This is a genomic window from Xanthomonas sp. NCPPB 2933, from assembly GCF_056725225.1.
Genome location: NZ_CM161518.1, coordinates 532,916 through 559,123, shown reverse-complemented (window position 1 = coordinate 559,123; position 26,208 = coordinate 532,916). Strand labels below are relative to the sequence as shown.

Below are 26,208 nucleotides of genomic sequence, written 5' to 3'. Positions count from 1 at the left end.
TTATTTCTCCGCTTGCAGATAGATCGTGGTCAGCGGCGGTAAGGTCAGGCGCAGGCGTTGTGCGTGCCCGTGCATGCCCATCGGCTCGGTCGCAAGGCGACCGCTGTTGCCGAGATTGCTGCCGCCGTAATGGGCACTGTCGGTGTTGAGGATTTCGCGCCAGCCGCCGGCACGCGGCACGCCGACGCGATAGTCGTGAAGCGGTTGCGGGGTGAGGTTGCTCACCGCCAGCAGCGGTGAGCCGCCCTCGGGATCGTGGCGGATGAAGGCCAGCACACTGTTGCGCGCATCATCGGCCACGCTCCAGTCGAAGCCGTCGGCGCGATGGGTGCCGCGATACAAGGCCGGCACGCGACGCAAGGCCGCGTTGAGATCGCCCACCAGTTGCTGCACGCCGCGATGTGGCGCGCCATCGAGCAGATGCCAGTCCAGCGATTGGTCGTGATTCCAGTCGCGCCATTGGCCGAATTCGGCACCCATGAACAGCAGTTTGTCGCCCGGATGCGCCCACATCAGCGCCAGATAGGCGCGCAGATTGGCGAAGCGCCGCCAGTCGTCGCCCGGCATCTGACCGAGCAGACCACCGGTGCCATGCACCACTTCGTCATGCGAGAGCGGCAGCACGAAGCGTTCGGAGAACGCGTAGACCAGTCCGAAGGTCAGCTGGCTGTGGTGCTGCGCGCGCTCGGCCGGATCGCGCTGCATATAGCTCAGCGTGTCGTGCATCCAGCCCATGTTCCATTTGTGCGTAAAGCCCAGGCCGCCTTCGCTGATCGGCGCGGTCACGCCCGGCCAGGCGGTGGATTCTTCGGCGATGGTCAGCACGCCGGGAAAGCGCGTGGCGATCTCGCTGTTGAGCTGGCGCAGGAAAGCGACGGCTTCCAGATTCTCGCGCCCGCCATGCGCGTTGGGCACCCACTCGCCTTCGGCGCGGCCATAGTCGCGGTACAGCATCGAGGCCACCGCATCCACGCGCAGACCGTCGAGGTGGTAGTGGTCGATCCACTCCAGCGCGCTGCCCAGCAGGTAGGCGGTCACTTCCGGCCGGCCGTAGTTATAGATCAGCGTATTCCAGTCGCGATGCATGCCTTCGCGCGGGTCGGCATGTTCGTACAGGGCGGCGCCATCGAACTGCGCCAGGCCGTGCGCATCATCGGGGAAGTGCGCGCTGACCCAATCCAGGATCACGCCGATGCCGGCGCGATGGCAGGCGTCGACGAATTGGGCAAACCCATCCGGGCTGCCATGCCGCGCGGTCGGCGCGTACAGGCCCAGCGGTTGATAGCCCCACGAGCCACCGAACGGATGCTCAGTGATCGGCAGCAGCTCGATATGGGTGAAGCCGAGCTGCTGCACATACGGAATCAGTTGTGCGGCAAGCGCCGGCCAATCCAGCGGCTGGTCATGCCCATCGCGGCGCCAGGAGGCGGCGTGCACTTCGTAGATCGACAGTGGCGCCGGCGCCGCACTCGCATCGCGCGAAGCGATCCAGGCAGCATCGGTCCACGCAAACGCCGCGGTGCCCGGTACCACCGAGGCCGTGGCAGGCGGCAATTCGCTTTGACGCGCCACCGGGTCGGCCTTGAGCAGCACGCGGCCGTCGGCGGCAGTGATGGCGTACTTGTAGCGGGTACCGGCTTCCACGCGCGGCAGGAACAGCTCCCAGAAGCCACCAATCCGCTGGCGCATCGGATGCCGGCGCAGGTCCCAGCCGTTGAAGTCGCCGACCACTGCCACACGCTGCGCGTGCGGCGCCCACACGGCGAAGCGCACGCCCGGCACATCGTTGCAGTGCAGATGCTGCGCGCCCAAGGCGTTGCGCAGCGCCTGGCCATCGCCTGCGGCAATCTGCAGCAGCACCGACTCATCCAGCGTGGCGGCGAACGCGTAGGGATCTTCGATCTCCTGCACCACATCCGGCCAGACGATGCGCAGCCGGTAAGGGCCCTCCACCGCCAACACGCCTTCGAATACGCCCTCGATCGCGTCGGGCTGCATGCGTGCCAACAACTTGCCGCGCGGATCGATCAGCCCCATCGCCTCGGCGCCGGGTGCCAGCACGCGCACCAGGCGGCGGCCGTCGGCCTGTGTGTGCGGGCCCAGTACCGCGAAGGCATCGGCAGGCAATCCATCGGCCAGCGCCTGCACGCACCGCATGACTTCGGACGCCTCTTCCATGCTCACCGCCGCTGCTTCCGTCTCCTGCCCCTGCACGCCCAACCGTTCGCTCATGACACCGTCGCAAGCGCGGGCGCAGTGGCGGCGGTGCGTTCGTAGAGGGAGAGGTACTTCTTGCCCGCCACATCCCAACCGCTGGGGCGCAGCATCGCCGCACGGCGCATCGCCGACAGCAGGCTGGGCAGGCGGAAGGTGCGGAAGGCGCGCTCCAGGCAGCGGCGCAAGGCCTCCACACTGGCCTGCTGGAACAGGAAGCCGGTGACACCGTCATCCACCGTGTCGATCAGGCCACCGGTGGCGTGCGCGATCGGCAGGCAGCCGAAGCGCTGCGCGTACATCTGGCTCAGCCCGCAGGGCTCGAAGCGCGAGGGCATCAGCAAAAAGTCGGCACCGGCGAACATGCGCCGCGCCAGGCCCTCTTCGAAACCGATAAAGGCACCGACCTGGCCGGGATAACGCCGGGTCAGCTCTGCAACCTGCTGCTCGATCTCCGGCTCGCCGCCGCCGATCACCGCGATCTGGCCGCCGGCCGCCACGATCTGCGGGGCGACCTCGCAGATCAGGTCCAGACCTTTCTGATGCACCAGCCGCGAGACCACCGCAAACAACGGACCGGTGCTTTCACGCAGCCCGAAGGCCTTGCGCACCTGCGCGGCGTTGGCCTGACGGCCCTGCCAATGATTCACGCTGAAATGCGCGTCCAGATGTGCGTCGGTACGCGGATCCCAGCTGGCGTCGATGCCGTTGACGATACCGGTGAGTGCGCCCTTGGCTGCGCGGCCGGCCAGCAGGCGATCCAGCCCGCAGCCCTGTGCCGGGCCGGTGATCTGCTGGGCATAGCTGACGCTGACCGTGTTGACGTGGTCGGCATGCACGATGCCGCCGCGCAGGAACGACATCTGCCCGTAGAACTCCAGCTCGGCCACCCGCTCGGCGGGGATACCCAGCGCGGCTGCCATCGAATACGGCACCAGACCCTGATAGGCCAGGTTATGGATGGTCAGCAGGCACGGCGTGGTGCCGCCGGACCAACGCACATAGGCTGCCGCCAACGCGCACGGCCAGTCGTTCAAGTGCAGCAGGCGCGGCTTCCAACCCAATCCCGCATGGCCGGCGGCAATCTGCGCGGCGGCATGCGACAAGGTAGCGAAGCGGATCGCGTTGTCTTCGAACTCCGAACCACTGGTGCTCACATACGGTGAGCCGTCGCGTTCGAACAGTTCCTTGGACAACAGGATGTAGATCGGCAGGCCATCGGACTGCACGATGCGGCCGATGTCGCAGGCCGGCAGCGCAGCATGCGCCAACACCCGGCCGACGATCTCCACCTTGCCGGCGCGTGCCAGCACCGCGCGGTAGCCGGGGATCAACACCCGCACGTCGTAACGGTGGCGCAGCGCGCGTGGCAGCGCCGCGGCCACATCGCCCAGACCGCCGGCCTTGATGAAGTCCGCCATCTCCGACACCACGAACAGCGCACCACGCGTGTCGGCCAACGAGACCGGCAGGCGCTCGTGGTGCCGGATGAAACGCCCGCGTGCATCGCGCGGTCGCCCGCTCTTCTTCAGAGTAGGGATCATCGTGCTTCGCTCTAAGCGTGCGGTAGTAGCGTGCAGCGGCATCATGGCAACCATCTAAACGTCCGTCGTAAAGTGGGTGGAGACGGAAAAACAGCGAAGCGGAAACCATCGTCTGCCACTACGGCCAGGCGACCTGCTGCGAATGAGGAGCGGGGATGACGCGCGTACTCCACGTTGTCCTTGGGGATGAATCTACACCCCGACCAAATAAAAAATGCGTGAATACGTGCTGACTTTTCTGCGACAACCGACATTCCGTTGCGCATGGTTGCGCATGCACGCAGGCATAAGCCGCACATTGCAGGGCACTGACGTGCCTCTATCGGTGCACCAGCACTGCAATGCACCGCAGGCGCGATCTTTCGGCGGCGCCCGCCGTCACTTGTATGACTTGTTCATGCGCACGCGCGCAGCACGGGTCGCGCCCCTGCCCGGCCGATGCGCGCATGCTGGTCATGCAGACTCCTGTCTGGCCCGCTTAAGCCACCCGCCTGCGCGCCGATAACGAGCGATAGCACTACGACTTTGAGACCCTGGCGCATGGCAGACCAGCCTGAACTCCCAAGCCGCCCGCGTGGCGGGCTGCGCCGCCTGTTGCCCTGGGGTGGGGCGGACAGCGCGCGCCCGGCTGCGGCCTTGCCGGCAGTGCTGAGCGGCGAGCGCGGCGGGCAAGGCCTGGCGGCGCATCAATTGGTGCCGGCCAAGACCAAATCCGGCGCGCACGATCCTGCCGCCGCCACTGCCTTGCTGATACGCCTGTTCTCGCATGCGTCGCATCCAGAAGCCCTGTTGCTGTCGTTTGCCGAAGGCATCGCCAGCCTGCACGGCGAACTCGGCGACATGGGCGTGCGCCTGAGCGCGGCCTACGCGGCCGGCGACTGGCCTGGCTACGGCCGCGGCCTGCGCCAGTTGATCGACAAGTACATCCGCACCGTCGACACCGGCGATTCGCTGGCCGAAGGCCGCACCGAGGCCGAGCAGCTGCGCGATCTGTTGCGGCATGCCTTGGGCAACGCGCTGGCCACGCTGCTGCAACGCAGCCCCGAGCTGGCCGAAGAGGCGCAGACGCTGGCCTCGGCGCTGCGCCACTGGCGCCCGGGGCATGAGCTGATCACGCTGGAACAGCGGCTGCGCGAGCTGAGCCACCAGATCGGCCTGCGCGCCGAAGATGCCAGCGAGCAACAGAACCTGTTGCTCGGCCTGTTCGACCTGTTGCTGGAGAACGTGGGCGAACTGCTCGACGACCGCAGCTGGCTGCAAGGCCAGATCTCGGTGGTGCGGCAACTGATTTCCGGCCCGCTGGACGTCGGCTCGATCGAACAGGCGCGCGGCACCTTGCGCGAGGTCATCTACAAGCAAGGCCTGCTCAAGCAAGGCATCGCCGACTCCAAGACCGCCATGCGCGAGATGATGGTGTCCTTCGTCGACCGGCTGGACGGCATGGCCACCAGCACCGGCGAATACCATGATCGCGTTGCCGGTTATTCGCAGGCGATCGGCGACGCACGCGGCATTCCGGACCTCAATCGCCTGTTGCAGGACCTGCTGCAGGACACCGCCGGGGTGCAGGCGCAGGCACTGGCCGCACGCGACGAACTGCTCTCGGCCCGCCGCCAGGTCGAAGATTCCGAGCAGCGCATCGCCTCGCTCGAACAGGAACTCAAGGACGTGGCCGGCCTGGTGCGCGAAGACCAGCTCACCGGCGCGCTCAACCGGCGCGGTTTCGAAGAACTGTTCCAGCGCGAAGCCGCACGCACCCAGCGCAGCGGGCAGCCGCTATGCGTGGCGATGCTGGACCTGGACGACTTCCGTCGCCTCAACGAGACCCACGGCCATGCCGGCGGCGACGCCGCGCTGCGCCACACCGTGGACGTGGCCAAGGCCGTGCTGCGCACCACCGACGCCATCGCCCGCTTCGGCGGCGAAGAATTCGTGCTGCTGTTGCCGGACTCCACCATCTTCGAAGCCAGCGCAGCGGTGATCCGCCTGCAGCGCGCGCTGGCACAACGCTCGTTGCTGCACGACGACGTGCGCGTGTTCATCAGCTTCAGCGGCGGCGTGGCATTGCGCCATCTCGACGAATCCCAGGACGATGTGATCCGCCGGGCCGACCGCGCCATGTACGACGCCAAGTCGGCCGGCAAGAACCGGGTGATCAGCGCGGATTAGCGGCACGTGCCGACAGGTGCGTCCCCGCACCGGACCCGACGCCTGCGTGGGGCAAGCAGAGTCAGCGCCCTCCGTCGCCTCATTGGCTGGACAGGCATCTTGCCAATCGCTTCAAGAGCTCTGCCAACGCAGCCTGAGATAGTCCACCACCTGCTGCGTCTGGGCCGCAGCGAGAAATCCTTGGCGAAACAACATGCAGCCGCCAACCTCAGGCAGCAATGCATTCACGTCCAGCTGGCGGGCGATCTCGGGCACACCGCCGTCCACTGTCCAATCCGGCTCCAGTGCGTTGGCAGTGCCGACCTTGTACAACGCCATGCCGATATAGAGTTGCACGCGCCGACCGCGCACGGTGTCCGCCCACCAGCGTGCGATGGTGTCGTAGCGCACCGCCTGGCGTGCCAGCGGCCAGTAGATCTGCGGCACGATGTAGTCCACGAGTTCTTCGCGAACCCAACGGCGGGTATCGGCGTAACTGGTATCGAATGCGGGCGCACCGGCCTGTGTGTCCGAGCCCAACGGGTCATCCTGGCGATTGCGCCACACTCCGGCCGGGCTGACCCCAAATGCCACCCCTGGCCTGATCGCGCGAATGGTCCTGGCCACCTCTCGCATCAATCGATAGGTGTTGTCGCGGCGCCAATCCCCTTTGTCGGCAAATCCGACCCCATGGGCGGCATAGGTCTGTGCATCGTCGAGGGGAGACTGCGCCGATTCGGTGTAGAAGTAGTCATCGAATTGCACCCCGTCCACGCGGTAGAAGGCCACCAGCTCGGCAACCACACCACAGATCCAGCGACGCACGGCCGGAATGCCTGGATCGAGCACCAGCCGATTGGCCGCCACACCCACCCAGTCGGGGTGGCGCAGATACACGCTCTGCGGCGAATCGTTGGACGCAGTGCCAAACGCATCCAGCGTGGCCTGGTCCAGGCCGGTCGAAACACGATAGGGATTGAGCCAGGCATGCACCTGGATGCCCCGCGCATGCGCATGCCGCAGCAAGAATGCCAGCGGGTCGAACCCCGGGTCTTTGCCTAGAATGCCGGTCATGACCGGCGACCATGGCAGGATGCGCGAGCGGTACAGCGCATCGGCACAGGGCTTGACCTGAAAGACCAGGGTATTCAGATGCAGCGCCTGGGCCTGATCGACGATTGCCAGCAATTCCCGCTGCTGTACCGCGATACGTTCGGCAGGGTCGACGATCCGTGCGGACGCAGCGCTTGGCCAGTCGAGATTGAACACGCTGGTGATCCAGGTCGCGCGCATCTGAGCGCTCGCGGGCGTGGCTGCGCTGGCTGGAACGCCCACGATGGCCGCGGCCATTGCTGCAGATCCCAAACCGAGAAAGCGCCGCCGACCAATGCCGGGGGAGCCGCCGACCGGTACCGCATCCCGATCCGCTGCTGACATTGCCTGCCGCGCTTGATCCGGCTGCTGCACGGCAGGCCGCGCTGCACGCGTGTTGTCTTGTTCTTCAGCCGTTTTCTTCACGCATCCCTCCTGCATCGCGCTGCTGCAGTCGTGGCACGGTCTCTACGTCAGGCTGCCGTCATGCAGCACATTCCGATACCACCCACGAAGCACACCCTAGCAATGGCGACCGCCGGAAGACGCGCGCAACATCGGAATCACGAACTTCGCTTCGTCAGGTACGCAGCTGCCGTGACGCAATGCCCGAAACGGCGGCGCCATCGTGCAGATGGATGCTCGCAAACGGCCGACAGTCACTGGCGGATCGTTGGCAGCCACCGTCATCGCCATGCCGCTCGATCGACGCCAGCTAACGACGCCACACCGGTGCCGAGTTGCCTCCCAACCCGGCAGCCGTGACGCGGCATCAATGCGCCGGCTTCTTCCCGCGCACCTTCTGGAACAGCATCACCGCGCCCAGCACGATCGCACCGGCGATCACGCCAACCAGCATATTGCCCAGTGCATCGACCAACCAACCCATGCCGCCAGCCGACTTGGTCAGGTCCTGCACGAAATGGTGCAGCGCCGGGATGTTGTGCACCAGGATGCCGCCGCCGACCAGGAACATCGCCAGCGTGCCGGCCACCGACAGGAACTTCATCAGCCACGGTGCGGCCACCAGAATGCCGCGACCCAACGCCGCCAACGCCGCGCCCTTGTTGGTCAGGTACAACCCCAGGTCGTCCAGCTTCACGATCGCCGCGACCAGGCCGTACACACCGATCGTCATCGCCAGCGCGATCGCCACCAGCACCGCGACCTGCTGGCCGAACGACACCCCGGCCACCACGCCCAGCGACAGCACGATGATCTCCGCCGACAGGATGAAGTCGGTGCGGATCGCACCCTTGACCTTGTCCTTCTCCAGCGCCACCACGTCCACGCTCTCGTCGGCCAGCGCGCGGGTGCGTTCGGCATGCCGCTGCGCTTCTTCTTCCTCGTTATGCAGGAACTTGTGCGCCAGCTTCTCCACGCCCTCGAAGCACAGGTAGGCGCCGCCGATCATCATCAGCGGCATCACCAGCGGCACGTTGTAGCCGCGCCCGCGCAGCCAGGCTTCCAGCGCGCTGATCGCCAGCGCCGCCGGCACCAGGATCACCTTGTTGACCAGCGAGCCCTTGGCCACCGCCCACACCACCGGCAATTCGCGGTCGGCGGTCACGCCGGTCACCTGCTGCGCGTTGAGCGCCAGATCGTCGCCGAGCACGCCGGCGGTCTTCTTGGCCGCGACCTTGGTCAGGATGGAAACGTCGTCCAGCAGGGTGGCGATGTCGTCGAGCAGGGTGAACAGGCTGGCACCGGCCATGCGGGGGTCCTTCGTGGGTGGCGCTGGATTCTCGCCGATCCAGCGCCCGCATGGGGTGATGGCGTGCGTCGGATTCACCACGTCACCACCCAGCGCTGGCCACACTCAGCGATTGCACGAGTGCCGGAGATGGCCTTGAGTCCGAACGATCCTTCCCGCACGCCGGCCCAGGCCGCGATCCCGGCCGATAACGCCGTGGTGGGCGGCATGAGCCGGCGTACCCAGATCCTGCGCCTGTTGCTGCGCTATCGCGGCTCGGGCGTGTTTGCCGGCATGAACCTGGATCCGGCGGCGATCAACGAGTACGAAGTGCCTGCCGAAGGCACCCCGGACCAATTCGTCTCCGATCTGGAGGCACTCGGCCCCACCTTCGTCAAACTGGGCCAGATGCTGTCGACGCGCCCGGACATCGTGCCGCCGGAATTTGCCACCGCGCTGGAGCGCATGCAGGAAAACACCAATTCGGTGCCGGTGGAGCGCATCCGCCAGATCATCGAAGAAGAACTCGGCGTCTCGGTCAACAAGGCCTTCTCGTTTTTCGATCCGGTGCCGCTGGGCTGCGCCTCGCTGGCGCAGGTGCACCGCGCCGCCTTGCGCGACGGCACCCCGGTGGCGATCAAGGTGCAAAAGCCCGAAGTGGCCGCACAGGTGCGCTCGGACCTGGACGTGCTCAAGAGCTTTGCCACCGCCGCCGACCGGCTGACCGGTATCGGCCGGCGCGTGCGCTTTGCCGACTGGCTGGGCGAATTCGGCAAGACCCTGCGCGCCGAACTCAATTACGAGGACGAAGCCGAAACGCTGGTGCGCTTCGGCAAGCACCTCAAGCCGTTTCCGATGCTGTGGATCCCGCAACCGATCTGGGACCTGAGCAGCCGCAAGGTGCTCACCATGCAGCTGGCCGAAGGCGTGCGCGTGGACAAGATCTCCGGCCTGCGGCGCACCGAACAGCCGATGGACACCCTGGCCGCAGAGCTGGTCAAGGGCTATCTGGACCAGATGTTCGTGCATGGCGAAATCCATGCCGACCCGCATCCGGGCAACCTGCGCGTGCTGCAGGACGGGCGCCTGGCGATCTTCGACCTGGGCATGGTCGCCCACGTGCCGCCGCGCCTGCGCGAGCGCTTGCTCAAGCTGCTGTTCGCCGCCGTCGATGGCCGCGGCGAAGAAGTCGCCGAAGAGACCATCGCGCTCAGCACGCGGCTGGAGGATTACGACGAAGACCGCTACCAGCGCGAGACCGGGCAAATGATCGCCCGCTACGCCGCCCACGACACCACCTCCGAAGGCCGCGTGGTGCTGGATCTGGTGCGCATCGCCACCGCCAACGGCCTGCGTACGCCGCCGGAGTTGAGCCTGCTCGGCAAGACGCTATTGAATCTGGAAGGCGTGTGCCGCGCGTTGTCGCCCACCCTGGATACGCGCCGCATCGTCGAGCGCCATCTGCAGCACGTGATGCGTGCGCGCCTGAAAAAATCCCTGTCCGCCGCCAACCTGGCCAGCGAGGCGATGGAGCTGCAGCACCTGGTGCGCGAAGGGCCGCGGCGCATGTCCGAGATTCTCTCGCTGGCCGCAGAAAACCGCCTGCAGATGCGCGTCACCGGGCTGGAAGAATCGCATCTGATGGAAAGCCTGCAGAAGATCGCCAACCGGGTGGCGGCCGGCATCGTGACGGCGGCGCTGATCATGGCCTCGGCACAGATGATGCGCATCGAAACCGGGCTGAAACTGTGGGGCTATCCGGCGATTGCGATGGTGCTGTTTCTGCTCGGGGTCTTCCTGGGTCTGGGTATCGTGCTCAGTGCATTGTTCTTCGACCGCCGCGTGCGTGCACGCGAGGAACGCGGGCACCGATAGCGCCCCCCCCGCGTAGGAACGCACCCGGGCGCGACATGGCTCCACCCGGCGTCGCTTGCCAAGACCGCCGCGTCCAGCGGTCGGGCGATGTGGCGCTATCGAGACGTCGCCCATGTGCGAGAAGCACGCCAGGTGCGGAATGCAGAGACCGCGAATCTCCAGCGAGCGCCACCGCGATCAGGTGATCGTCAGCGCGCACGCTGCGCCGCGTTGCGGCAGGCGCTCGACTCCACCAAACATTTCAGTCAGCTTCAGCGCGGCATAGTCCGTCATCCGGGTGTCACATTGGGTGTGGCGCACAGGACAGGCGAGCAAGGCGTCCGGTACGCGCTCGCATCATTCCCCCACGGACGCTGCCGCATGCATTGGATGTTGTTGTTCTCGTTGTTGCTGTTGCTTTGGTTGTTGGTCGCCTCCCCACGTCTGGCGTGGTTGAAGGCTGGCCTGCTGTCGTTGCTGTTGCTGCTGCTTAGCGCCTGGGGTCTGGTCGACCGGCTCAGTGGCGACGGCATCAATGCCGCAACGCTGTACCACTTGCGCGCCGACATGGACGGCGCCGGGGTCAGCGATTTTTCCGGCTACATCGCCGTGTTCATCGGCATGGTGCTGCTGTCGCTCAGCCCGCTGGTACTGCTCAAGGTGCGGCGTTTCCGTCGCCCGCGCGGTGGCGGTGCGGTGTTCGCTGCGTTCGTGACGATGTTGCTGGTCAGCATCGCGGTCAGCCCGCTGTATCGCGATGGCAAGCGCCTGTACTACCAGTTGCGCCCGGTGGATTACGCCACCGTGGTGCCGGAATATCTGGTACCGCAGCAGCCGTTGCAGAAGCGCAAGAACATCGTGTGGATCTACGGCGAAAGTCTGGAACGCACCTACTTCGACGAAGACGTGTTTCCCGGCCTGATGCCGAACCTGCGCGCGCTGGCCACCGAGGCGGTGGACGTACGCAACCTCACCTCCACCGAAGGCAGCGGCTGGACCATTGCCGGCATGGTCGCCTCGATGTGCGGCGTGCCGCTGACCACCGCGCCCGGCGATGAAAACAGCATGGGCCGCATGGGCCTGTTCCTGCCGGAGGCGCGCTGCCTGGGCGACTATCTCAAGGATCAGGGCTACTGCAATCACTATGTCGGTGGTGCCGATGCCAGCTTTGCCGGCAAGGGCAGTTTTCTGTCCAGCCATGGTTTCGATGTGGTGCACGACGTCAGCTACTTCCGCGACAAGGGCGTGGCTCCAAAACATTTTTCCGCCTGGGGCGTGCACGACGATGTGCTGCTGGACGATGCCTGGGACAGCTTCCAGACGCTGTCGCGCGCCGGCCAGCCGTTCATGCTCACCACGCTGACCATGGACACCCACCATCCTGCCGGGCACTTGCCACTGGCATGCAAGGGCCAGCACTACGACAGCGCGCTGGGCGACATCGGTTTGTTGCATGCGATCAAGTGCAGCGATCGGTTGATCGGCGAGCTGGTCGCGCGCATTCGCAACAGCCGCTACGGCAAGAACACCATCATCGTGATCGCCTCCGATCACCTGGCGATGCCCAACGATCTCAGCGATGTACTCGCCAAGCAGAAGCGCGAAAACCTGCTGCTGTTCCTGGGCAAGGACATCGCGCCGCAGCAAGTGGTCACGCGCGCCGGCAGCACACTGGATTCGGGTGCAACGCTGCTGCAATTGCTGGAACCGGGCATGCGCACGCTGGGCTTCGGCCGTTCGCTGCTGGCCAGCGATGCGCCACCCAGCGCCAGCGTGGCGGCCAGTCGCGACAGCGGCAAGGACTACCCGCGCTATCTCGCCTACGCACGCACGCTATGGACCGGGCGCAGCACACGCATGCTGCGCATCAACGGCAATGGCGATGTGGTGGTGGGCGTGCAGCAGGTACGCCCGCCGGTGCTGCTGGAATACGACGAGGACACCAATCTGAAAACGGTGTATCTGGAAAACACTTCGCGCCAGTTCGATCGCACGCATACCGAAGGCACGCTGGCGTATGTGGACCGCTGCACGGCATTCGAAGACGGCTCGGCCGACGGCGACTGGTGCGCACTGGTGGTCGATCGCCAGCAGAGCATGAAGCTGTATCGCGATCCGGACCTGACCCGTGGCATTGCCGTGGACGCGCCGCTGGAGGCCAGCCAGCAAGGCCCGCGCCCACGCGTGCGTCAGCCGATCATGCTCACCCAGACTGCGCGCAAGACCGAAGCCGGCCGCTACATGCTGGAGCTGTATGCAAAACGCCGGCCCACGCGTGCATTCTGGGTGGAAGCGGTGTCGTCCGAACGCAAGGTGGTGCTGGCCCAGCAATGGGTGGTGCCCGATGCGGCGGGACGCATCCGCATGCCGGTAGGCCTGGAACATGCGGTGGAGGACCTGGAAATCCGTGCCTGGCTGGATTACACCGAAGACGTCAGTGTGGACGATCTGGCACTGGTCAAGGAAACACCTGTCGCAGACCGCTCCTGAGTTGCGGCGCTGTACGGCCATCAAGCGTGCGCCGCTGTTGCTCGATGCGGATGCTCAGCGCTGGTTGCTCGGTGCGGCATGTACCACGCGTACATGCCGGTTCTGAGCGTACCGTCCATAACCGTGTTGCCAATTGCGCGCGACGTTTTGTCGGTCACTTCAAGACCGTGAGATCTCGGTCGTCTTGAAACGATTGGAGGATGTGATTGGACGATGCTCATAGATCAGCTGTAAAGCCGCTGATCTGCTTGTTGGCTGCAGGGCCCTTGCCCGCCTACCATCGCGAGACACGCCGCAAGTACGTCCATGTAGGCTCTTACGCGGCATCCATGCCGCGTAAGGTCCCGCGACGGTAGGCGGGCAAGGACCAGTCGAGGGTGTCGTTTTGCACGGTTGCAAGCAATGCGCGACATTCGCTGTTCGGGTAAGGGCGTGTCCTATCAGCTTTCTAACGCAAGCCGAGCAACCAATAAGCTTTTAAGAAAGCAGCCGACCAACTTTCTGGTGCGGTGCCCTCACCGATTGCGGGACCGTGTGGCGGCATGGATGCCGCCACCGAGCCTACATGGACGTACTTGCGGCGTGTCCCGCGAGCGGTGAGGGCACCGCACCCTCGACTCGACTCGAATAACCAAGCTTTTGACTTAATCGTTTGACCGTATCCAAACAACGCGAAGCCTCGACATCCCGGTTATTTTGGAGCAGTTCGACAGTGCGGATAGATCAGTCGTACAGCAGCTGATCTAAGGTGTGGCTGCAGTGCCTATGCCCGCACACTGCGTGCACTCGCCAGCTCAGTCTTCCGATGCAGGCGTGCCATCGCCTGCATCGCGCGCCACCGCCGCGCCCGCACGGCTGAAACGAATCTCCTGCGGCGATTGCAGCGCAATGCCCACGGTTTCCATCCGCTGCAGCAGCGCAAAGAACAACTCGCTGCGTACGCCATATGCATCGCGCGGGCTGCGGACATAGGCGAACGAATTGAAGTTGACGTGGCCGCCGGCCAGCGAATCGATGAACACCGCCGGCGCCGGCTCGGCCAACACCTTGGTGTGCTCGGCGAACAGTTCCAGCAACATGTCGCGCACCTTGCCCACCTCTGCTTCCAGCGGCACCGAGAACTGCAGCTGCACCCGGCCCATCGGGTTGGACAGCGTCATGTTGCGTACGCTCTTGGTGATCAATTCCGAGTTGGGCACGATCAGGGTGGAGCGGTCGCCGACCTGGATTTCGGTGGCGCGCACGCTGATCTTGCGCACATCGCCCTCCTGGTCACCAATGCGCACCCAATCGCCGATCTTCACCGGCCGCTCGGCCAGCAGGATCAAGCCAGACACGAAGTTCTGCGTGATCGCCTGCAAGCCGAAACCGATACCCACCGACAATGCGCTCAACACCAGCGCCAGCCGCTTCAGATCCAGCCCCAGCGCGGTCAGGCCCCAGATCGCCACGATCAGCCAGCCCAGATAGCGCGCCACCGTACTGATGGAGTTGCGCGCACCGGCATCCAGTTCGGTCTTGGGCAGATAGGTGTTGAGCAGCCACTGCTGCACCACGTGCACCAGCCCCATGCCGAGCAGGAACACACACAGCGCCCTGAACACATCGCTGGGGGTGATCACCAGTTCCTTGCCAATGGGGATGCCGTGGGTAATGTTCTCCGCCCAGCCGGTCACCACATTGATATTGGCTCCGTAAGGCGTCAGTAGCACTGCGATGCCCAACAGCACCAGCAGCACCCGCGTCGCTGCGGACATCAGCAGCCCCAGCTGGACCAGGCGTCCGCTCCCGATGCTCAGCGCATGCGACAGCGCGCGGCTGAAACGGCCGTCGGGATTGAACATCCAGCTCATCAGATCGTCGGCAAACACCACCAGCAAGCCGAGCAGGCTGCAGATCAGGGTGATCCAGATGATCTGCCGCTCCACGAACAACGCCAGATTGAGGTAGCCGAACAAGGCCGATATCAGGGCGAAGATCACCGCCAGATGGCCCAGCAGCCGAATCAGCACGATGAAGCCGCCGCCCCGCGACACCACCGGCGTTGGCGCATCGCTGTCGGGATCGACCGCGCCCGCAGTCGCCGCCTGCGCCCGCAACGACAGGCTCAGGCCGGCCAGCGCCGACAGGATCAACCCCGCATACAACAACGCGGCGACCGCATCGGTGGCGGTCGTCAGCGCAGGGCTGCTGCCTGCGGCTTCACTGATCTTTGCGGCCATGCCGCTGAGCCAGATGACCGCGGCGGTAGCCAGGCAATGCACGCGCAGGCGATCGACGGTGGCATCGTCCAGCGGAAACAAGCGCCAGCTGGGTTGGTGCTTCATCAACAGGCTTGCACTGAGCGAACCGACGAAGGCGGCCACCAGACTGACGGCGACAAACCCGGTCAGCAGTTGATCCAGATCGTCCGGCAGCTCGCCGAGCGCGCGGATGCCTTCAACCAGCACGAACGCCGCAATCCCGAGGCTCAGCGTACCGACCAGCAAGAACCACAATGCCAGCCCGGAGCGTCGCAGGCGTCCGCCGGGCGCACGCGAGGCTGCGTAACGGCGCCCCAGGTGGCGCAGGAAGATCCGCATCGGGAGTGCCAGCAGCAACGCGATCACGGCGGCGGTGATCAGCCCGCCCACGCCGTTGGCTGCAGTTCCCGCCTGCACCATCTGCACCGTCTTGGCGGAAAGCGCCTGCAGACGGTCACGATCGTCAGGCCATTGCTGTGCGATCTGGTTCCACAATGTCGGCGACAGCGGCGAGGCCACACGCGTGGAGAGCTGCACGCTGAAGCGTTGCACCCGTTCGCGTTCAAGCCGATCGGCCAGGTCCTTGGCATTGGAGACCAGCAGTGTGGCGCGCTTGAACTCGGCATCCAGCCGATCGCGCTGCTTGGTCAGCGACTGGCGCTGCTCGCGCAAGTCGGTCGGCTCGTTCTTTTGAGCGACGCCCAGCCCCTCCAGCCGCACGTTGAGTTCCTTCAGCGGCGGCTCCAGCGTGCGTACCAGATCCTGCGCCTGCCGCTGCGCACCGGTGACGTCGTCGGTCAGCTTGCCGAGCTGGTCCTTATCGGCCTTGTCCATGCCGGTGTCGGCCTGGCTCAGCACCTTCTGCATGCTGTCCAGCTGGGTCTGCGCGTTCTCCAGCAGCGTGTCGTCGTCCTGCGCCACTGCGGCGCCCACGCACACCATCCATAACGCAGCCAGCAACAGCACACGCCGCAACACGCCGCGATGGCCACCCAGAGCAAATCGGAATTCAGACACAGGCAGGCATTGGACAAGCGCGGACTACCGCAGTGACGGCATCTTAATCCACTGCTTCGGGTACAGCCGATCGCTGCTGCCGTGAGGATTCAGTCTGGCAGAGCTCGCCAGTGTGGACTGGCAATCCGCGATTGGCGGTTCGTGCGCGACAGCCGCGGCACAGCTGGCAGCCGCAGGGGGATGGACGCCCCACCCATCCCGACCTGCGCATGAACGCGGTGCAGCTTGTCACCTCGCGGCAACGGTGCGCTGTCGCAGAATCGAGTCACCGCTACGGCAGACGCAGCGGATGACCGCGAAGGAGACACCTATGCAGATTCAGATCCAGACCGACAAGCACGTGCCGCATGACCCCTCTGTCGTGCAGCATGTCGAGAAGACCTGCTCCGCCCAGCTGGCGCATTTCGCCAACGACATCACCCGCGTCGAAGTGCATTTGCGCGATGAGAACGGTCAACGCGGCGGCGCGGCGGATCGAACCTGCAGCATCGAGGCACACGTCGCCGGCCTGCCGCCGATCGCGGCCACCAATAGCGCCGAAACCACCGCTTCCGCCGTCACCGGCGCCGCGCGCAAGCTGCGTACCGCCATCGAACATGCGCGCGGCAAGCAGCACGCCAAGGCGACCGCGCCGCCGCCGGACATGCTTTGATTCCGCCTCTGGCAGGGGGCGCGCTTGCGCACCCTGCCGATAAGCGCGCCACCGAGATGCGTCACCCCAAATGTGTCACGGAGAAGCAGCGACGCGCAGCAGGCTCCCGCTTTGCCTCGCTCGCGCTGCATTGATCCGCCAATCCAGATCGGCATCGGTCGGCTGCGTCTGCGGCTTGCCATATTCACTGCGCAGCGCCAGCAGCAGCCTGTCAGCTGTGTGCAAGTCTTACCGACTTGCAACACAGCCCGGACGGATGAAATAGAACTCGATCCGTCCGCAACCTTGCGCGATACGATCAGAGCTTTACGAAGTTCTGTGCGGATAGCGAGCCAAAAGGCAGCGATGCAAGCGGCCCGCCGACATCGAGCGATCCGAGGTTGACCGGCGCAAAGCCCATCGCGTCGATGAGTGCGTGGACCTCGGCCTTGGCGGCAGCGTCGTCCCCGGAATAGAACAGCACCCGCTTGCCACCGGCGACTTCGGGCTCGGCCAGGACATTGACGTCGAGGTGATTGAACGCCTTGACCACCCTTGCCCCTGGCACGAACTGCTTGAATACCTCGCTCGAGTGCTTGCCCGCCAGATCCACGGCCTTGATGCCGTAGGCTGCCAGTGGATTGTTCGGATCGTTGGCGTCCGGAGAAGCCGGATCGATAAACTCCACCGGATTGGTGCCGTCAATCACGATGCGTCCATTCCACGCCGGCAGGCCAGTCATGACGTTCTCGGCATCGACCCAGCGTATCGCAGCAATCACGATGTCGGCGCTCGCCGCTTCGGCTGTGGTGACTGCGGTGATCGAGGGGCCAAGCTCATCGACCAGCGCAGCGAGCGAAGCCGGCCCACGGCCGTTTGAAATTGATGCTGCAATCCCTTTCTTGGCGAGTGCACGTGCGACGTTGGCGCCAAGCGCGCCAGAACCAATAATGCCGATGCTCATGATCTATATCCTGTTGACGTGATTGAAGTGAGGGGTTGTAGAAGTGAGTGAGGTTGCCAGCACCCCAGACCACTGCAGCTCTGTTGTCGCCTTGCTTCAGCAAAATAAATGTGTGTCGTCGTCTTAACGACATTTAAGACTAAAAGATTACCAGACCAGGGGACTCGAGAAGTTTCCCAGCCGAGCGACGTCGCGGGCCAAATCTGCGATGGTGGTTTTCCCAAGCTCGGCTTCCAGTGCTTTGCGAGCTCGGGTCAATGTCGGCTCAAGCGCGGCCAGGATGTTACCGCCCACCGCACAGTTCTCGCAGGGCGGCGTCCGATGCACCGAAAACAGCTCCGTGTCCTCCACCGCCGCATAGACATCCAACAGTTTGATCTGTTTCGCCGGTTTGGCCAGCATCGCGCCACCACCGGCGCCAAGTTGCGAGCGCGTCAGCCCTGCCTCACTGAGGCGTGACAGCAGCCCACGAATGACAACGGCACCGGTATTGGCCGAATACGCCAGATCGTCCGAACGCATCGGCGTGCCGTCGCCCACTGCAAGCGCAGTGAGGATGTGGGTGGCAACGGCGAAACGGCTGCTGGTGGGCATGTCCTGAGGTCGATCTAGTGAATGTGTGTAACAAACACTAATACACTTTTTTGGGTGTGTCCAGCTTTTTTGTTTCTGCTCGTCCGGGCGCCATTCGACGCACCGATCGCCCATGCCCGGCTACTGCGCCAGGTCCGTTGCGACCTGCCGGCCCCTGGTGCACTGCTTCAGGCGCTCAATCATCCAGCGACCTGCAGGCCCCGGCGGGGCGCTCAGGCGATAGATCGCCGAGATGGGCATCCGATGCCCTCCCACCGGCGTCCCCTCGATCGGGAGCACAACCAGCCGTCCTTCAGCGATGTCTTTTGAAACCGCGTGAAACGGCATGCCACCCCAACCCAGACCGCTGACAAGAAAAGCATGCTTGGTAAACAGGTCCGCCAGCCGCCAGGTCAGGGGAGACAGCACACCGAACTCCTGCCCTTCCGATATGCTCGATCGGTCCGTCAACACCAGTTGCACATGCTTGGCAAGCTCCTCGGGCGGGATCGGCCCGTCATAGGTGGCAAGCGGATGATGACTGGCAGCCACCCTGACAAAGTCGATGGTGGCAATTTGTTCCGACTCCAGGCCACTGGGCAACATCTGCAAGGACCCGACAACACCAAAGCTGGCCCGTCCATCGACAACCGGCTGCATCGCGCCACCCAGCGCCTCGACGAACAGCCGCAGCGGCGTATCCGGAAATTGGATCCGAAATTCGTGGGCAACCTCTGCCATGGCAGTGATCGGGAAAAAAACGTCGATCACTGCAACGAGCTCAGGCTCCAGCCCCGCGGATATCCCTTTCGCCCGGGCTTTCAGATTCTCCACGCCCGCCATGATGGATCTCGCGTCCGCCAGGAGCACCTCCCCTTCCGGGGTCAGCTTGGGATATCGCCCCTGCCGATCGAACAGGCGCACGCCAAGCTGCCGTTCAAGATTATTCATCGTTTCCGAGATGGCGGACTGGCTGCGTCGAAGGCGTCTGCCCGCCGAAGAAAAGCTGCCTTCTTCGGCTGAGGCGATGAAAGTTCTCAATTGATCGAGCGATAGACCATCCAGCATGTTGACGCCTTCTGTAATTTGTGATTACCGGCTCATCCATCGGATTAACCGATGGATCGCATCGAAAAATACAGGCTTGTTGACTACAACGCGCGGATGTCAGCATCACCGCCACACGTTTGGGAGCCACTGTCGATGATCGATCGTAACGCCGCAGGAAGCACCGGTGAGGATCTACCGCAACCTCGTTCCAACAAGGCGGGCGTCGTCGATTCGTCGGGTTCCCCCTACGACCTGATCATCGTTGGGGGTGGGTCCGCCGGCGCCGTGCTGGCCAACCGGCTGAGTGCCGATTCCTCGCGTCGCGTTCTGCTGATCGAGGCAGGCGTGGCCTATGCACCTGACGCGTATCCGAACGCCGTGCGGCGCCAGGACCTGGTGGGCGGCGACTCGCAGCACGACTGGGGCTTTCAATCGGAGCCCGGGCTGCTTGGCAGAAGCATGCCGCTCAATCGCGGCAAGGTGCTCGGGGGCTCGTCGGCGATCAACGGTGCAGTGGCGATGCGGTTACCGAAGTCGGACCACGAGCGCTGGGCCCGGGAATACGATCTGCAAGCATTGAGCTGGGACGCCACCCAGCCGTTCTACCAGTCGCTGGAGCGTACCTCCGGCAGCGGTGGCGCCGGCCACGACGGTCCTTTCCCAGTCCATCAGCTCGGCGACGAGGAAGTGTCGGACCAGCATCGCGCCTTCATTGCCTCTGCCCTCGCCGCCGGCCATCAACGCTCGGCCGGGTTTGCGACCGCAGATCCACTGGGCGTCGGTCCTTATGTCATGAACACGCGCATGGGCGTGCGGCTGACGACCGGCATGACCCTGTTGAGCGAGGCGGTTCGTGCACGCACCAACCTGACCATTCGCGACCAGGTGCTGGTCGATGCCGTCGTGCTGGAAGGTACGCGCGCCATCGGAGTCCGTCTGGCCGGTGGCGAGGTGATTCGTGCTGACACCGTCGTTCTGTCGGCAGGCACCTACGCCAGTCCTGCGATCCTGATGCGCTCTGGCATCGGCCCTGGCGACACGCTGCGCAGCCTCGGCATCGATGTCGTTGCCGACCTGCCGGTTGGCCGTCGCCTGCAGGACCATCCACTGGTGCCGACCGTGTGGTCGATCAAAAAGGAGGCGGTCGGGCTGCCGTATCCGCCCATCGGCGCCATGCTGTGGACGCAATCGCAGCATGCGGTCGGGGATGAAGCCGACCTCAATATCAGCACCGCCGCGCTGCCCGCCAATGGGCAGTCATCCGACACCGCCATGTTCCTGCTGTTCGCGGCCTTGGTGCGCCCGCGGTCGGTCGGCTCTGTGACCATCGCCAGCCGCGACCCTCAGGCGGCACCCATCATCGATCTGGGCTTCCTCAGTGATCCTGGCGATCGGGAACGCTTGATCGACGGAGTGGAGGTGATCCGCGACATCGCGCGGCATCAACCATTTGCAGATGTCGTCGGCGGCGAGCTCGCGCCCGGCGCGGCTGTCGGCGATCGCGCCGCTCTGGATGCCACGCTGCCTGCCAGCGTGGCGACCTATCAGCATCCAACCTCCACTGTGCCGATGGGCGGCGAGCGCGATCCGACTGCCGTGGTCGATACCGATGGCCGCGTCCGCGGCGTGGAGCGATTGCGTGTCGTCGATGCATCGATCTGGCCCGACGTCCCTTCGGTCGCGACAGCGTTTCCCACCATGATGCTGGCCGAACGTATCGCATCCAACTGGGTCTGGCCCAACGCCTGATCCAGCCACACCACAAACCCACCGGAGCAACGCATGAGCCACCCAGACACCCACACCGCCGTCCAGCTTCTGAAACGCACCCTGGACACGTTTCTGGCCAAGGACATGAAGGGCTGGTCAGAACTGTGCGACGAGAATGTCGTCGTTGAGTTCCCGTTCGCACCCGACGTGTCGTCCAGGAAACTGGTCGGTCGCGCAGCGATCTACGAGTACATGCGCAATTACCCGAACGTAATCGACGTCAAGACCATTCCGAGCCTGAAGATCCATGCCACCGACGACCCCAACGTGGCGATCGCCGAGTGGAGTGCATCGGGTACGGTCATTTCCAACGGCAACCCCTATGAAATGAGCTATGCCACGGTGGTGACGTTCAAGAATGGCCTGGTGGTCAATTACCGCGAGTACTGGAATCCGATGGCGTTTCTTGCCGCATTGAGCGACGCAAAGTTCTAAGCGCGCGATCGCTGGCAACCTGCACGCATCGCCCAGGCAAGGCGTGCAGATTGCCACAGGCCGCAGCGGCCTCTATTCAACGTCTCTACATGAATGTCAGCGCCAAGGTAGCCGGCGGCACCGCGGTGTAGCGGCGCACGCCCGAAGGAAAAGACAATGGCGGAAAATACAACCAAGTTGGCAATGATCACCGGCGGCGGCCGCGGGCTCGGCCGCAGTACTGCACTGGCCCTTGCAAGCAACGGAACCGATGTCGTGCTGACCTACAAGTCGCAGGAAGACAGCGTGCGTGAGGTCGCGCGCGAAGTGGAGCAGCTTGGCAGAAAGGCAGCCGTGCTTCGCCTCGATACCGCAGAAATCAGCGCGTTTCCCGAGTTCGTCGCCAGATTACGCGCAAGTCTCACTACAACCTGGTCGCGCGACAACATCGATTTCCTGGTGAACAATGCAGGTATCGGGCTGGCAGCGCCAATCGAACAGAGCACAGAGGCCATGTTCGATCAATTGATGGCGGTTCATCTCAAGGGCGTGTTTTTCCTGACCCAAGCGTTGCTGCCGCTCATCGCAGACGGTGGCCGCATCGTCAACCTGTCGAGTGGGCTGACCCGCTTCGCGCTGCCAGGGTATGCGGCCTACGCGATGATGAAAGGCGGCATCGAGGTCTTCACCCGCTACCTGGCAAAGGAACTGGGTCCACGCGGCATCACCGTCAATGCGGTGGCGCCAGGCGCCATCGAGACCGATTTTGGCGGTGGTGTGGTGCGCGACAACGCAGCGCTCAACAAGCTGATCTCCGCGCAGACCCGCTTGGTCGTGTGGGCCTGCCAGATGACATTGGACCGGTGATTGCCGGACTGCTGTCAGACGGCAATGGCTGGATCAACGCACAACGTATCGAAGCCTCCGGCGGCATGTTTATCTAAAACCTCGCAATCAGTGTGGAAAAAACAAACGCGCTGCGGCAGACCCGTGGCGCGGTGGATCTCGACGTCCGCAATCAAGCATCTGACCAACCCAATAAAGGTGTGAAATGAGCACGATTCAAGATCACGGCTACTTTTCAGGTGGCCAATGGAAACAGTCGTCCGGCAGCATCACCTTCGATGTGTTCGAGCCTTACAGCGGCAAACTGATGTCGCATGTTGCCAACTGTGGCGCGGAGGAAGCCAATACCGCCATCGACGCAGCTCAGCAGGCGTTTCCGGCCTGGGCAGCGATGCCGCCTGCGAAGAAGGCTGCGTTGTTTCTGAAGGCCGCCGCCATCTATCGCCAACGCTCGGAAGAGATCGCCGATATCCTGTCGCGCGAAACGGGCAGCACCATTTCCTTTGCGCGTTTCCAGCAAAGCCTGGTCGTCCAGAACCTGGAAGCGGCGGCGGGCTGGATCTACAACCCCAAGGGCGAGACCTTTCCGAGCGATGTCGCCGGCCGCCTGTCCTTCAGCATTCGCCGCCCGCTCGGGGTAATCGCCTGCTTCACGCCCTGGAACGGGGCCAATATCCTGTCGTGGCGCGCAGCGCTTGGGCCGCTCGCTGCCGGCAATACGGTCATCATCAAACCGTCGGAATTCGCGCCGGTTTCGGCAGGGTTGATGGTTGCGCGCATTACCGAAGAAGCCGGCTTTCCTGCTGGCGTCATCAACGTCGTGCCGCATGCGCCTGGCGGTGCCGGCGCGATCTCCGATGCAGTGTTCGCATCGGAACATGTGCGTGGTATCAACCTGATCGGCGGCGTGCAGACTGCGCGGATACTCGCCGAGCGTGCCGGGCGCACGCTCAAGCGTACCGTGCTGGAATTGGGCGGCTACAACCCGCTGATCGTGCTGGACGATGTGGATGTCGATTTCGCGGTGCGCACTGCGACGTTCGGAGCATTCTTCCATCAAGGACAGATCTGCATGAACACGCGCAAGATCATCATTGCACGCAAGCTGCATGATGAATTCCTTGAAAAGTTCGTCCAGCGCGCCCGCAAGCTCCCCATGGGCGACCCGTCCAATCCTGCCACCCTGATCGGGCCACTGATCAACAGGGCCGCGATCGAAAAAGTCCATAAAGGCGTGCAGGAAGCCGTCGCGATGGGCGCGCGGATAGAGACAGGCGGAACCTTCGAAGGTCAGGTCTATCAACCGACCATCCTGACCAATGTTCCCTATGAGGCGACGATCTCCAATGAAGAAACCTTTGGCCCAGTGGTCATCGTCGAACCCGTTGATAGCGTCGAAGACGCTGTCAGGGTCGCAAACCGTACCGCATATGGCCTGGTTGCCTCGATCCTGAGTGGCGACACCTACCGTGGTCTGGAGCTGGCGCCGCGGATCCAGGCCGGCGTGGTCAACGTCAATACCGCAACCGTCAACGACGAGGCGCATGTGCCGATGGGTGGCGTGCGCGATAGCGGTTGGGGTCGCACCGGGCCGGATTGCATGAACGATTTCACCGATACGATCTGGATCAACGCCCGTCACAGCAAGAACGAAGAGCAATACCCGTTCTGAGTTCAGTGCGGCCAACAGAACGACGCGAGCGCGCATCAAGTGACTGGCATGCGGTGCTCTCCACCAAGCCCCCGGCGCGGCACATGCCGCACCGGGCACCGAGCACTGAGCAGGTGTTGTGTTGGCCGCCCCTCGGGCGGAAGGCACAGCACCACCGCGTCGCTTGCGTTGCGTACCTAATTGACTTTCAAGGAACCGACATGAAACCGATGAAATTGAGCCACGATGGCCGCGTTGCCATCGTGACAGGCGCCGCCCGCGGGATTGGTCAGGCCATTGCAGTCAAGCTCGCAGCGCATGGTGCCCGGCTGGTATTGCTGGATATCGAGCAAGCACACGATACCGCCGGCATGCTCGCCGGCGACAGCCTGATCGTTACCGGCGATGTCACCAGCGCTGCGGATTGGGAGCGTATCGATCAGCAGGTACAGCAGCGCTTCGGCCGCACCGACATCGTGGTGAACAATGCCGGCATCGGCAGCCCGAAGCTGATCGACGAGCTTGACTGGGAGCAATGGAAGAAGACCTTCTCCATCAATCTCGACGCACACTTTTTGAGCGCCAAACAATTCGTGCCTCAGATGCGGAAGAACAATTGGGGCCGTTTCGTCAACATATCGTCCAACTCCATCGGACTGGCCATCTCGGGCATGAGCCACTACATGGCCTCGAAGATGGGGGTCATCGGGTTCGTGCGGGGATTGGCCAACGATGTTGCCGATTGCGGCATCACCGTCAATGCGGTGCTCCCCTCCATCACCAACACGCGCCTGACCCAGGAGATGCCCGAGCAGGAGAAACGCCAGACCTGGCAGCACCAGGCGATCAAGCGTTTTGCCGAGCCTGAGGATATTGCCGGCTCGGTCTGTTTTCTGACCAGCGACGACGCAGCGTTCATTACTGGCCAGGCGCTTCCGGTGGACGGCGGGCAGTACAAGATTTCCTGAGCAGCCCGCCCTTCCCGCCACCGATCAGGTGGCGAACCTTCAGATGCTCATCGCCAGGTCGCGGCGATCTGTCCAGCGTGGCGCGTCACGGCGTATGCCAACCAAGGAGCCATCATGTCATTCAACAAGATCGACACGCACCAGCACTTCTTCCCGAAGGTCTATATCGACGCGGTCGGCATGGACGTGCTTGCAGCGCAGATGCCGAACAAGCGTGCACCAGAATGGTCGCCTGACAAGGCGATCGCCATGATGGACGCCGCCGGCATCGCCGAAGGCATCCTGTCGGTCTCGTCGGTCCCGATGACGGATCATCAGGGAACGATCGCACGCGGCTGCAATGACGCTGCGGCCGATCTACGCCAGAAATATCCAGGCCGTTTTGGTGCGTTTGCCAGCCTGCCCTTGCCCGACATGGACGCCAGCCTTGCGGAAGCCGCCTACGCCCTGGATATACTCAAGGCCGACGGTTTCATCGTGTTCACAAGTTACGATGGAGCCTACCTTGGGGACGAACGTTTCACTCCGCTGTGGGAAGAACTCGACCGCCGTGGCGCGGTGGTGCTGATTCATCCGAACGAGCCGTCCTACAGCTTGCCCCGCGTTGCGCCGGCGTCCGTGCTGGAATTCCCGTTCGAAACCACGCGGACCGCGACAAGCCTGATCATCGCCGGAGTGCTGTCGCGCTTTCCCGGCATCCGTTTCATTCTGTCGCATGCAGGCGGTGCGCTGCCGTTCCTGTTCCCGCGTATCGCGCTCAGCCTGCAGATGATGCCGGGCGTCATCGACCGGATCGGCGACCCGGCCGACGCATTTCGCGCCTTCTACTACGACACCGCACTGGCGGCGGGCGCGGCGACGTTTGCCGCCCTGGCCCAGGTGGCAGATCCTGAGCGCATCGTCTTCGGGACCGATTTCCCGATGGCACCGGACTTCGGACTCGACACGTTCAGCGCGGCGCTGGACGCCATGGACGTCACCGGGCTGTCGCGTCCGGCGATCTACCGCCAGAACGCCGCTCGCCTGCTTGGAAGAACGCCGTGATG

The 26,208-nt window shown here is 64.1% G+C and carries 17 protein-coding genes, 1 other RNA gene and 1 pseudogene; 11 read left to right on the top strand and 8 right to left on the bottom strand.

What is annotated here, in order from left to right; genetic code table 11:
• Together AC1PLU_RS02385 and glgA are read right to left on the bottom strand one after the other, a co-directional pair.
• Positions 1-2,232, bottom strand: a complete 2,232-nt coding sequence (locus AC1PLU_RS02385) for a 1,4-alpha-glucan branching enzyme (protein ID WP_481107599.1) — start codon at positions 2,230-2,232, stop codon at positions 1-3.
• Complete coding sequence (glgA, locus tag AC1PLU_RS02380; RefSeq protein ID WP_006449759.1) at positions 2,229-3,812, bottom strand: glycogen synthase GlgA; 1,584 nt, start codon at positions 3,810-3,812, stop codon at positions 2,229-2,231. Before glgA ends, AC1PLU_RS02385 begins: the two co-directional genes overlap by 4 nt.
• Positions 3,813-4,298: 486 nt before the next feature.
• On the opposite strand from glgA, the gene AC1PLU_RS02375 reads away from it, so the two are divergent.
• A complete protein-coding gene (locus AC1PLU_RS02375) occupies positions 4,299-5,927 on the top strand; it encodes a GGDEF domain-containing protein (protein WP_115037356.1) in 1,629 nt (542 codons plus the stop codon).
• A 111-nt stretch (positions 5,928-6,038) separates the two neighbouring features.
• On the opposite strand, the gene AC1PLU_RS02370 is transcribed toward AC1PLU_RS02375, so the two are convergent.
• Both AC1PLU_RS02370 and AC1PLU_RS02365 read right to left on the bottom strand, forming a co-directional pair.
• Positions 6,039-7,343, bottom strand: a complete 1,305-nt coding sequence (locus AC1PLU_RS02370; RefSeq protein WP_481108449.1) for a glycoside hydrolase family 10-like protein — start codon at positions 7,341-7,343, stop codon at positions 6,039-6,041.
• Between the two features lie 427 nt (positions 7,344-7,770).
• Positions 7,771-8,712 carry a DUF808 domain-containing protein gene (locus tag AC1PLU_RS02365; protein WP_481107598.1) on the bottom strand — a complete coding sequence of 314 codons (942 nt, stop codon included), beginning with the start codon at positions 8,710-8,712 and terminating at the stop codon, positions 7,771-7,773.
• Positions 8,713-8,841: 129 nt separating this feature from the next.
• Between AC1PLU_RS02365 and AC1PLU_RS02360 the strand changes: the two genes are divergently transcribed.
• The 3 genes from AC1PLU_RS02360 (at position 8,842) to AC1PLU_RS02350 (ending at position 13,191) form a co-directional block, all read left to right on the top strand.
• Complete coding sequence (locus tag AC1PLU_RS02360; RefSeq protein ID WP_023902319.1) at positions 8,842-10,566, top strand: ABC1 kinase family protein; 1,725 nt, start codon at positions 8,842-8,844, stop codon at positions 10,564-10,566.
• A 360-nt stretch (positions 10,567-10,926) separates the two neighbouring features.
• Positions 10,927-13,035 carry a phosphoglycerol transferase I gene (locus tag AC1PLU_RS02355; protein ID WP_481107597.1) on the top strand — a complete coding sequence of 703 codons (2,109 nt, stop codon included), beginning with the start codon at positions 10,927-10,929 and terminating at the stop codon, positions 13,033-13,035.
• A 78-nt stretch (positions 13,036-13,113) separates the two neighbouring features.
• Positions 13,114-13,191, top strand: a non-coding RNA gene (locus AC1PLU_RS02350) — sX9 sRNA.
• A gap of 638 nt (positions 13,192-13,829) precedes the next feature.
• Here AC1PLU_RS02350 and AC1PLU_RS02345 read toward each other — a convergent pair.
• Positions 13,830-16,253, bottom strand: a complete 2,424-nt coding sequence (locus tag AC1PLU_RS02345; RefSeq protein WP_481108448.1) for a DUF3772 domain-containing protein — start codon at positions 16,251-16,253, stop codon at positions 13,830-13,832.
• A 352-nt stretch (positions 16,254-16,605) separates the two neighbouring features.
• On the opposite strand from AC1PLU_RS02345, the gene AC1PLU_RS02340 reads away from it, so the two are divergent.
• Positions 16,606-16,947, top strand: a complete 342-nt coding sequence (locus AC1PLU_RS02340) for an HPF/RaiA family ribosome-associated protein (protein ID WP_006451224.1) — start codon at positions 16,606-16,608, stop codon at positions 16,945-16,947.
• A gap of 298 nt (positions 16,948-17,245) precedes the next feature.
• On the opposite strand, the gene AC1PLU_RS02335 is transcribed toward AC1PLU_RS02340, so the two are convergent.
• From AC1PLU_RS02335 to AC1PLU_RS02325, 3 genes are all read right to left on the bottom strand, one after another.
• Positions 17,246-17,890 (bottom strand): NADPH-dependent F420 reductase, encoded by a 645-nt coding sequence (locus tag AC1PLU_RS02335; RefSeq protein WP_481107596.1) that lies wholly within the window; start codon positions 17,888-17,890, stop codon positions 17,246-17,248.
• Between the two features lie 147 nt (positions 17,891-18,037).
• Positions 18,038-18,484, bottom strand: a complete 447-nt coding sequence (locus AC1PLU_RS02330) for an Rrf2 family transcriptional regulator (RefSeq protein WP_481107595.1) — start codon at positions 18,482-18,484, stop codon at positions 18,038-18,040.
• Positions 18,485-18,604: 120 nt separating this feature from the next.
• Positions 18,605-19,531, bottom strand: coding sequence for a LysR family transcriptional regulator (locus AC1PLU_RS02325; RefSeq protein WP_481107594.1), 927 nt, complete (start codon positions 19,529-19,531; stop codon positions 18,605-18,607).
• A 51-nt stretch (positions 19,532-19,582) separates the two neighbouring features.
• On the opposite strand from AC1PLU_RS02325, the gene AC1PLU_RS02320 reads away from it, so the two are divergent.
• The 6 genes and pseudogenes from AC1PLU_RS02320 (at position 19,583) to AC1PLU_RS02295 (ending at position 26,206) form a co-directional block, all read left to right on the top strand.
• Positions 19,583-21,262: a GMC family oxidoreductase gene (locus AC1PLU_RS02320; RefSeq protein ID WP_481107593.1), complete on the top strand. Its 1,680-nt coding sequence runs from the start codon at positions 19,583-19,585 to the stop codon at positions 21,260-21,262.
• 33 nt (positions 21,263-21,295) lie between these two features.
• Positions 21,296-21,718 (top strand): nuclear transport factor 2 family protein, encoded by a 423-nt coding sequence (locus tag AC1PLU_RS02315; RefSeq protein WP_481107592.1) that lies wholly within the window; start codon positions 21,296-21,298, stop codon positions 21,716-21,718.
• Positions 21,719-21,874: 156 nt separating this feature from the next.
• Positions 21,875-22,641 (top strand): annotated as a pseudogene (locus tag AC1PLU_RS02310) (SDR family NAD(P)-dependent oxidoreductase).
• A gap of 107 nt (positions 22,642-22,748) precedes the next feature.
• Positions 22,749-24,215 carry an aldehyde dehydrogenase family protein gene (locus AC1PLU_RS02305; protein ID WP_481107591.1) on the top strand — a complete coding sequence of 489 codons (1,467 nt, stop codon included), beginning with the start codon at positions 22,749-22,751 and terminating at the stop codon, positions 24,213-24,215.
• Between the two features lie 215 nt (positions 24,216-24,430).
• Positions 24,431-25,162, top strand: coding sequence for an SDR family NAD(P)-dependent oxidoreductase (locus tag AC1PLU_RS02300; protein ID WP_481107590.1), 732 nt, complete (start codon positions 24,431-24,433; stop codon positions 25,160-25,162).
• A 114-nt stretch (positions 25,163-25,276) separates the two neighbouring features.
• Positions 25,277-26,206, top strand: coding sequence for an amidohydrolase family protein (locus tag AC1PLU_RS02295; RefSeq protein ID WP_481107589.1), 930 nt, complete (start codon positions 25,277-25,279; stop codon positions 26,204-26,206).
• Positions 26,207-26,208 lie beyond the last annotated feature (2 nt).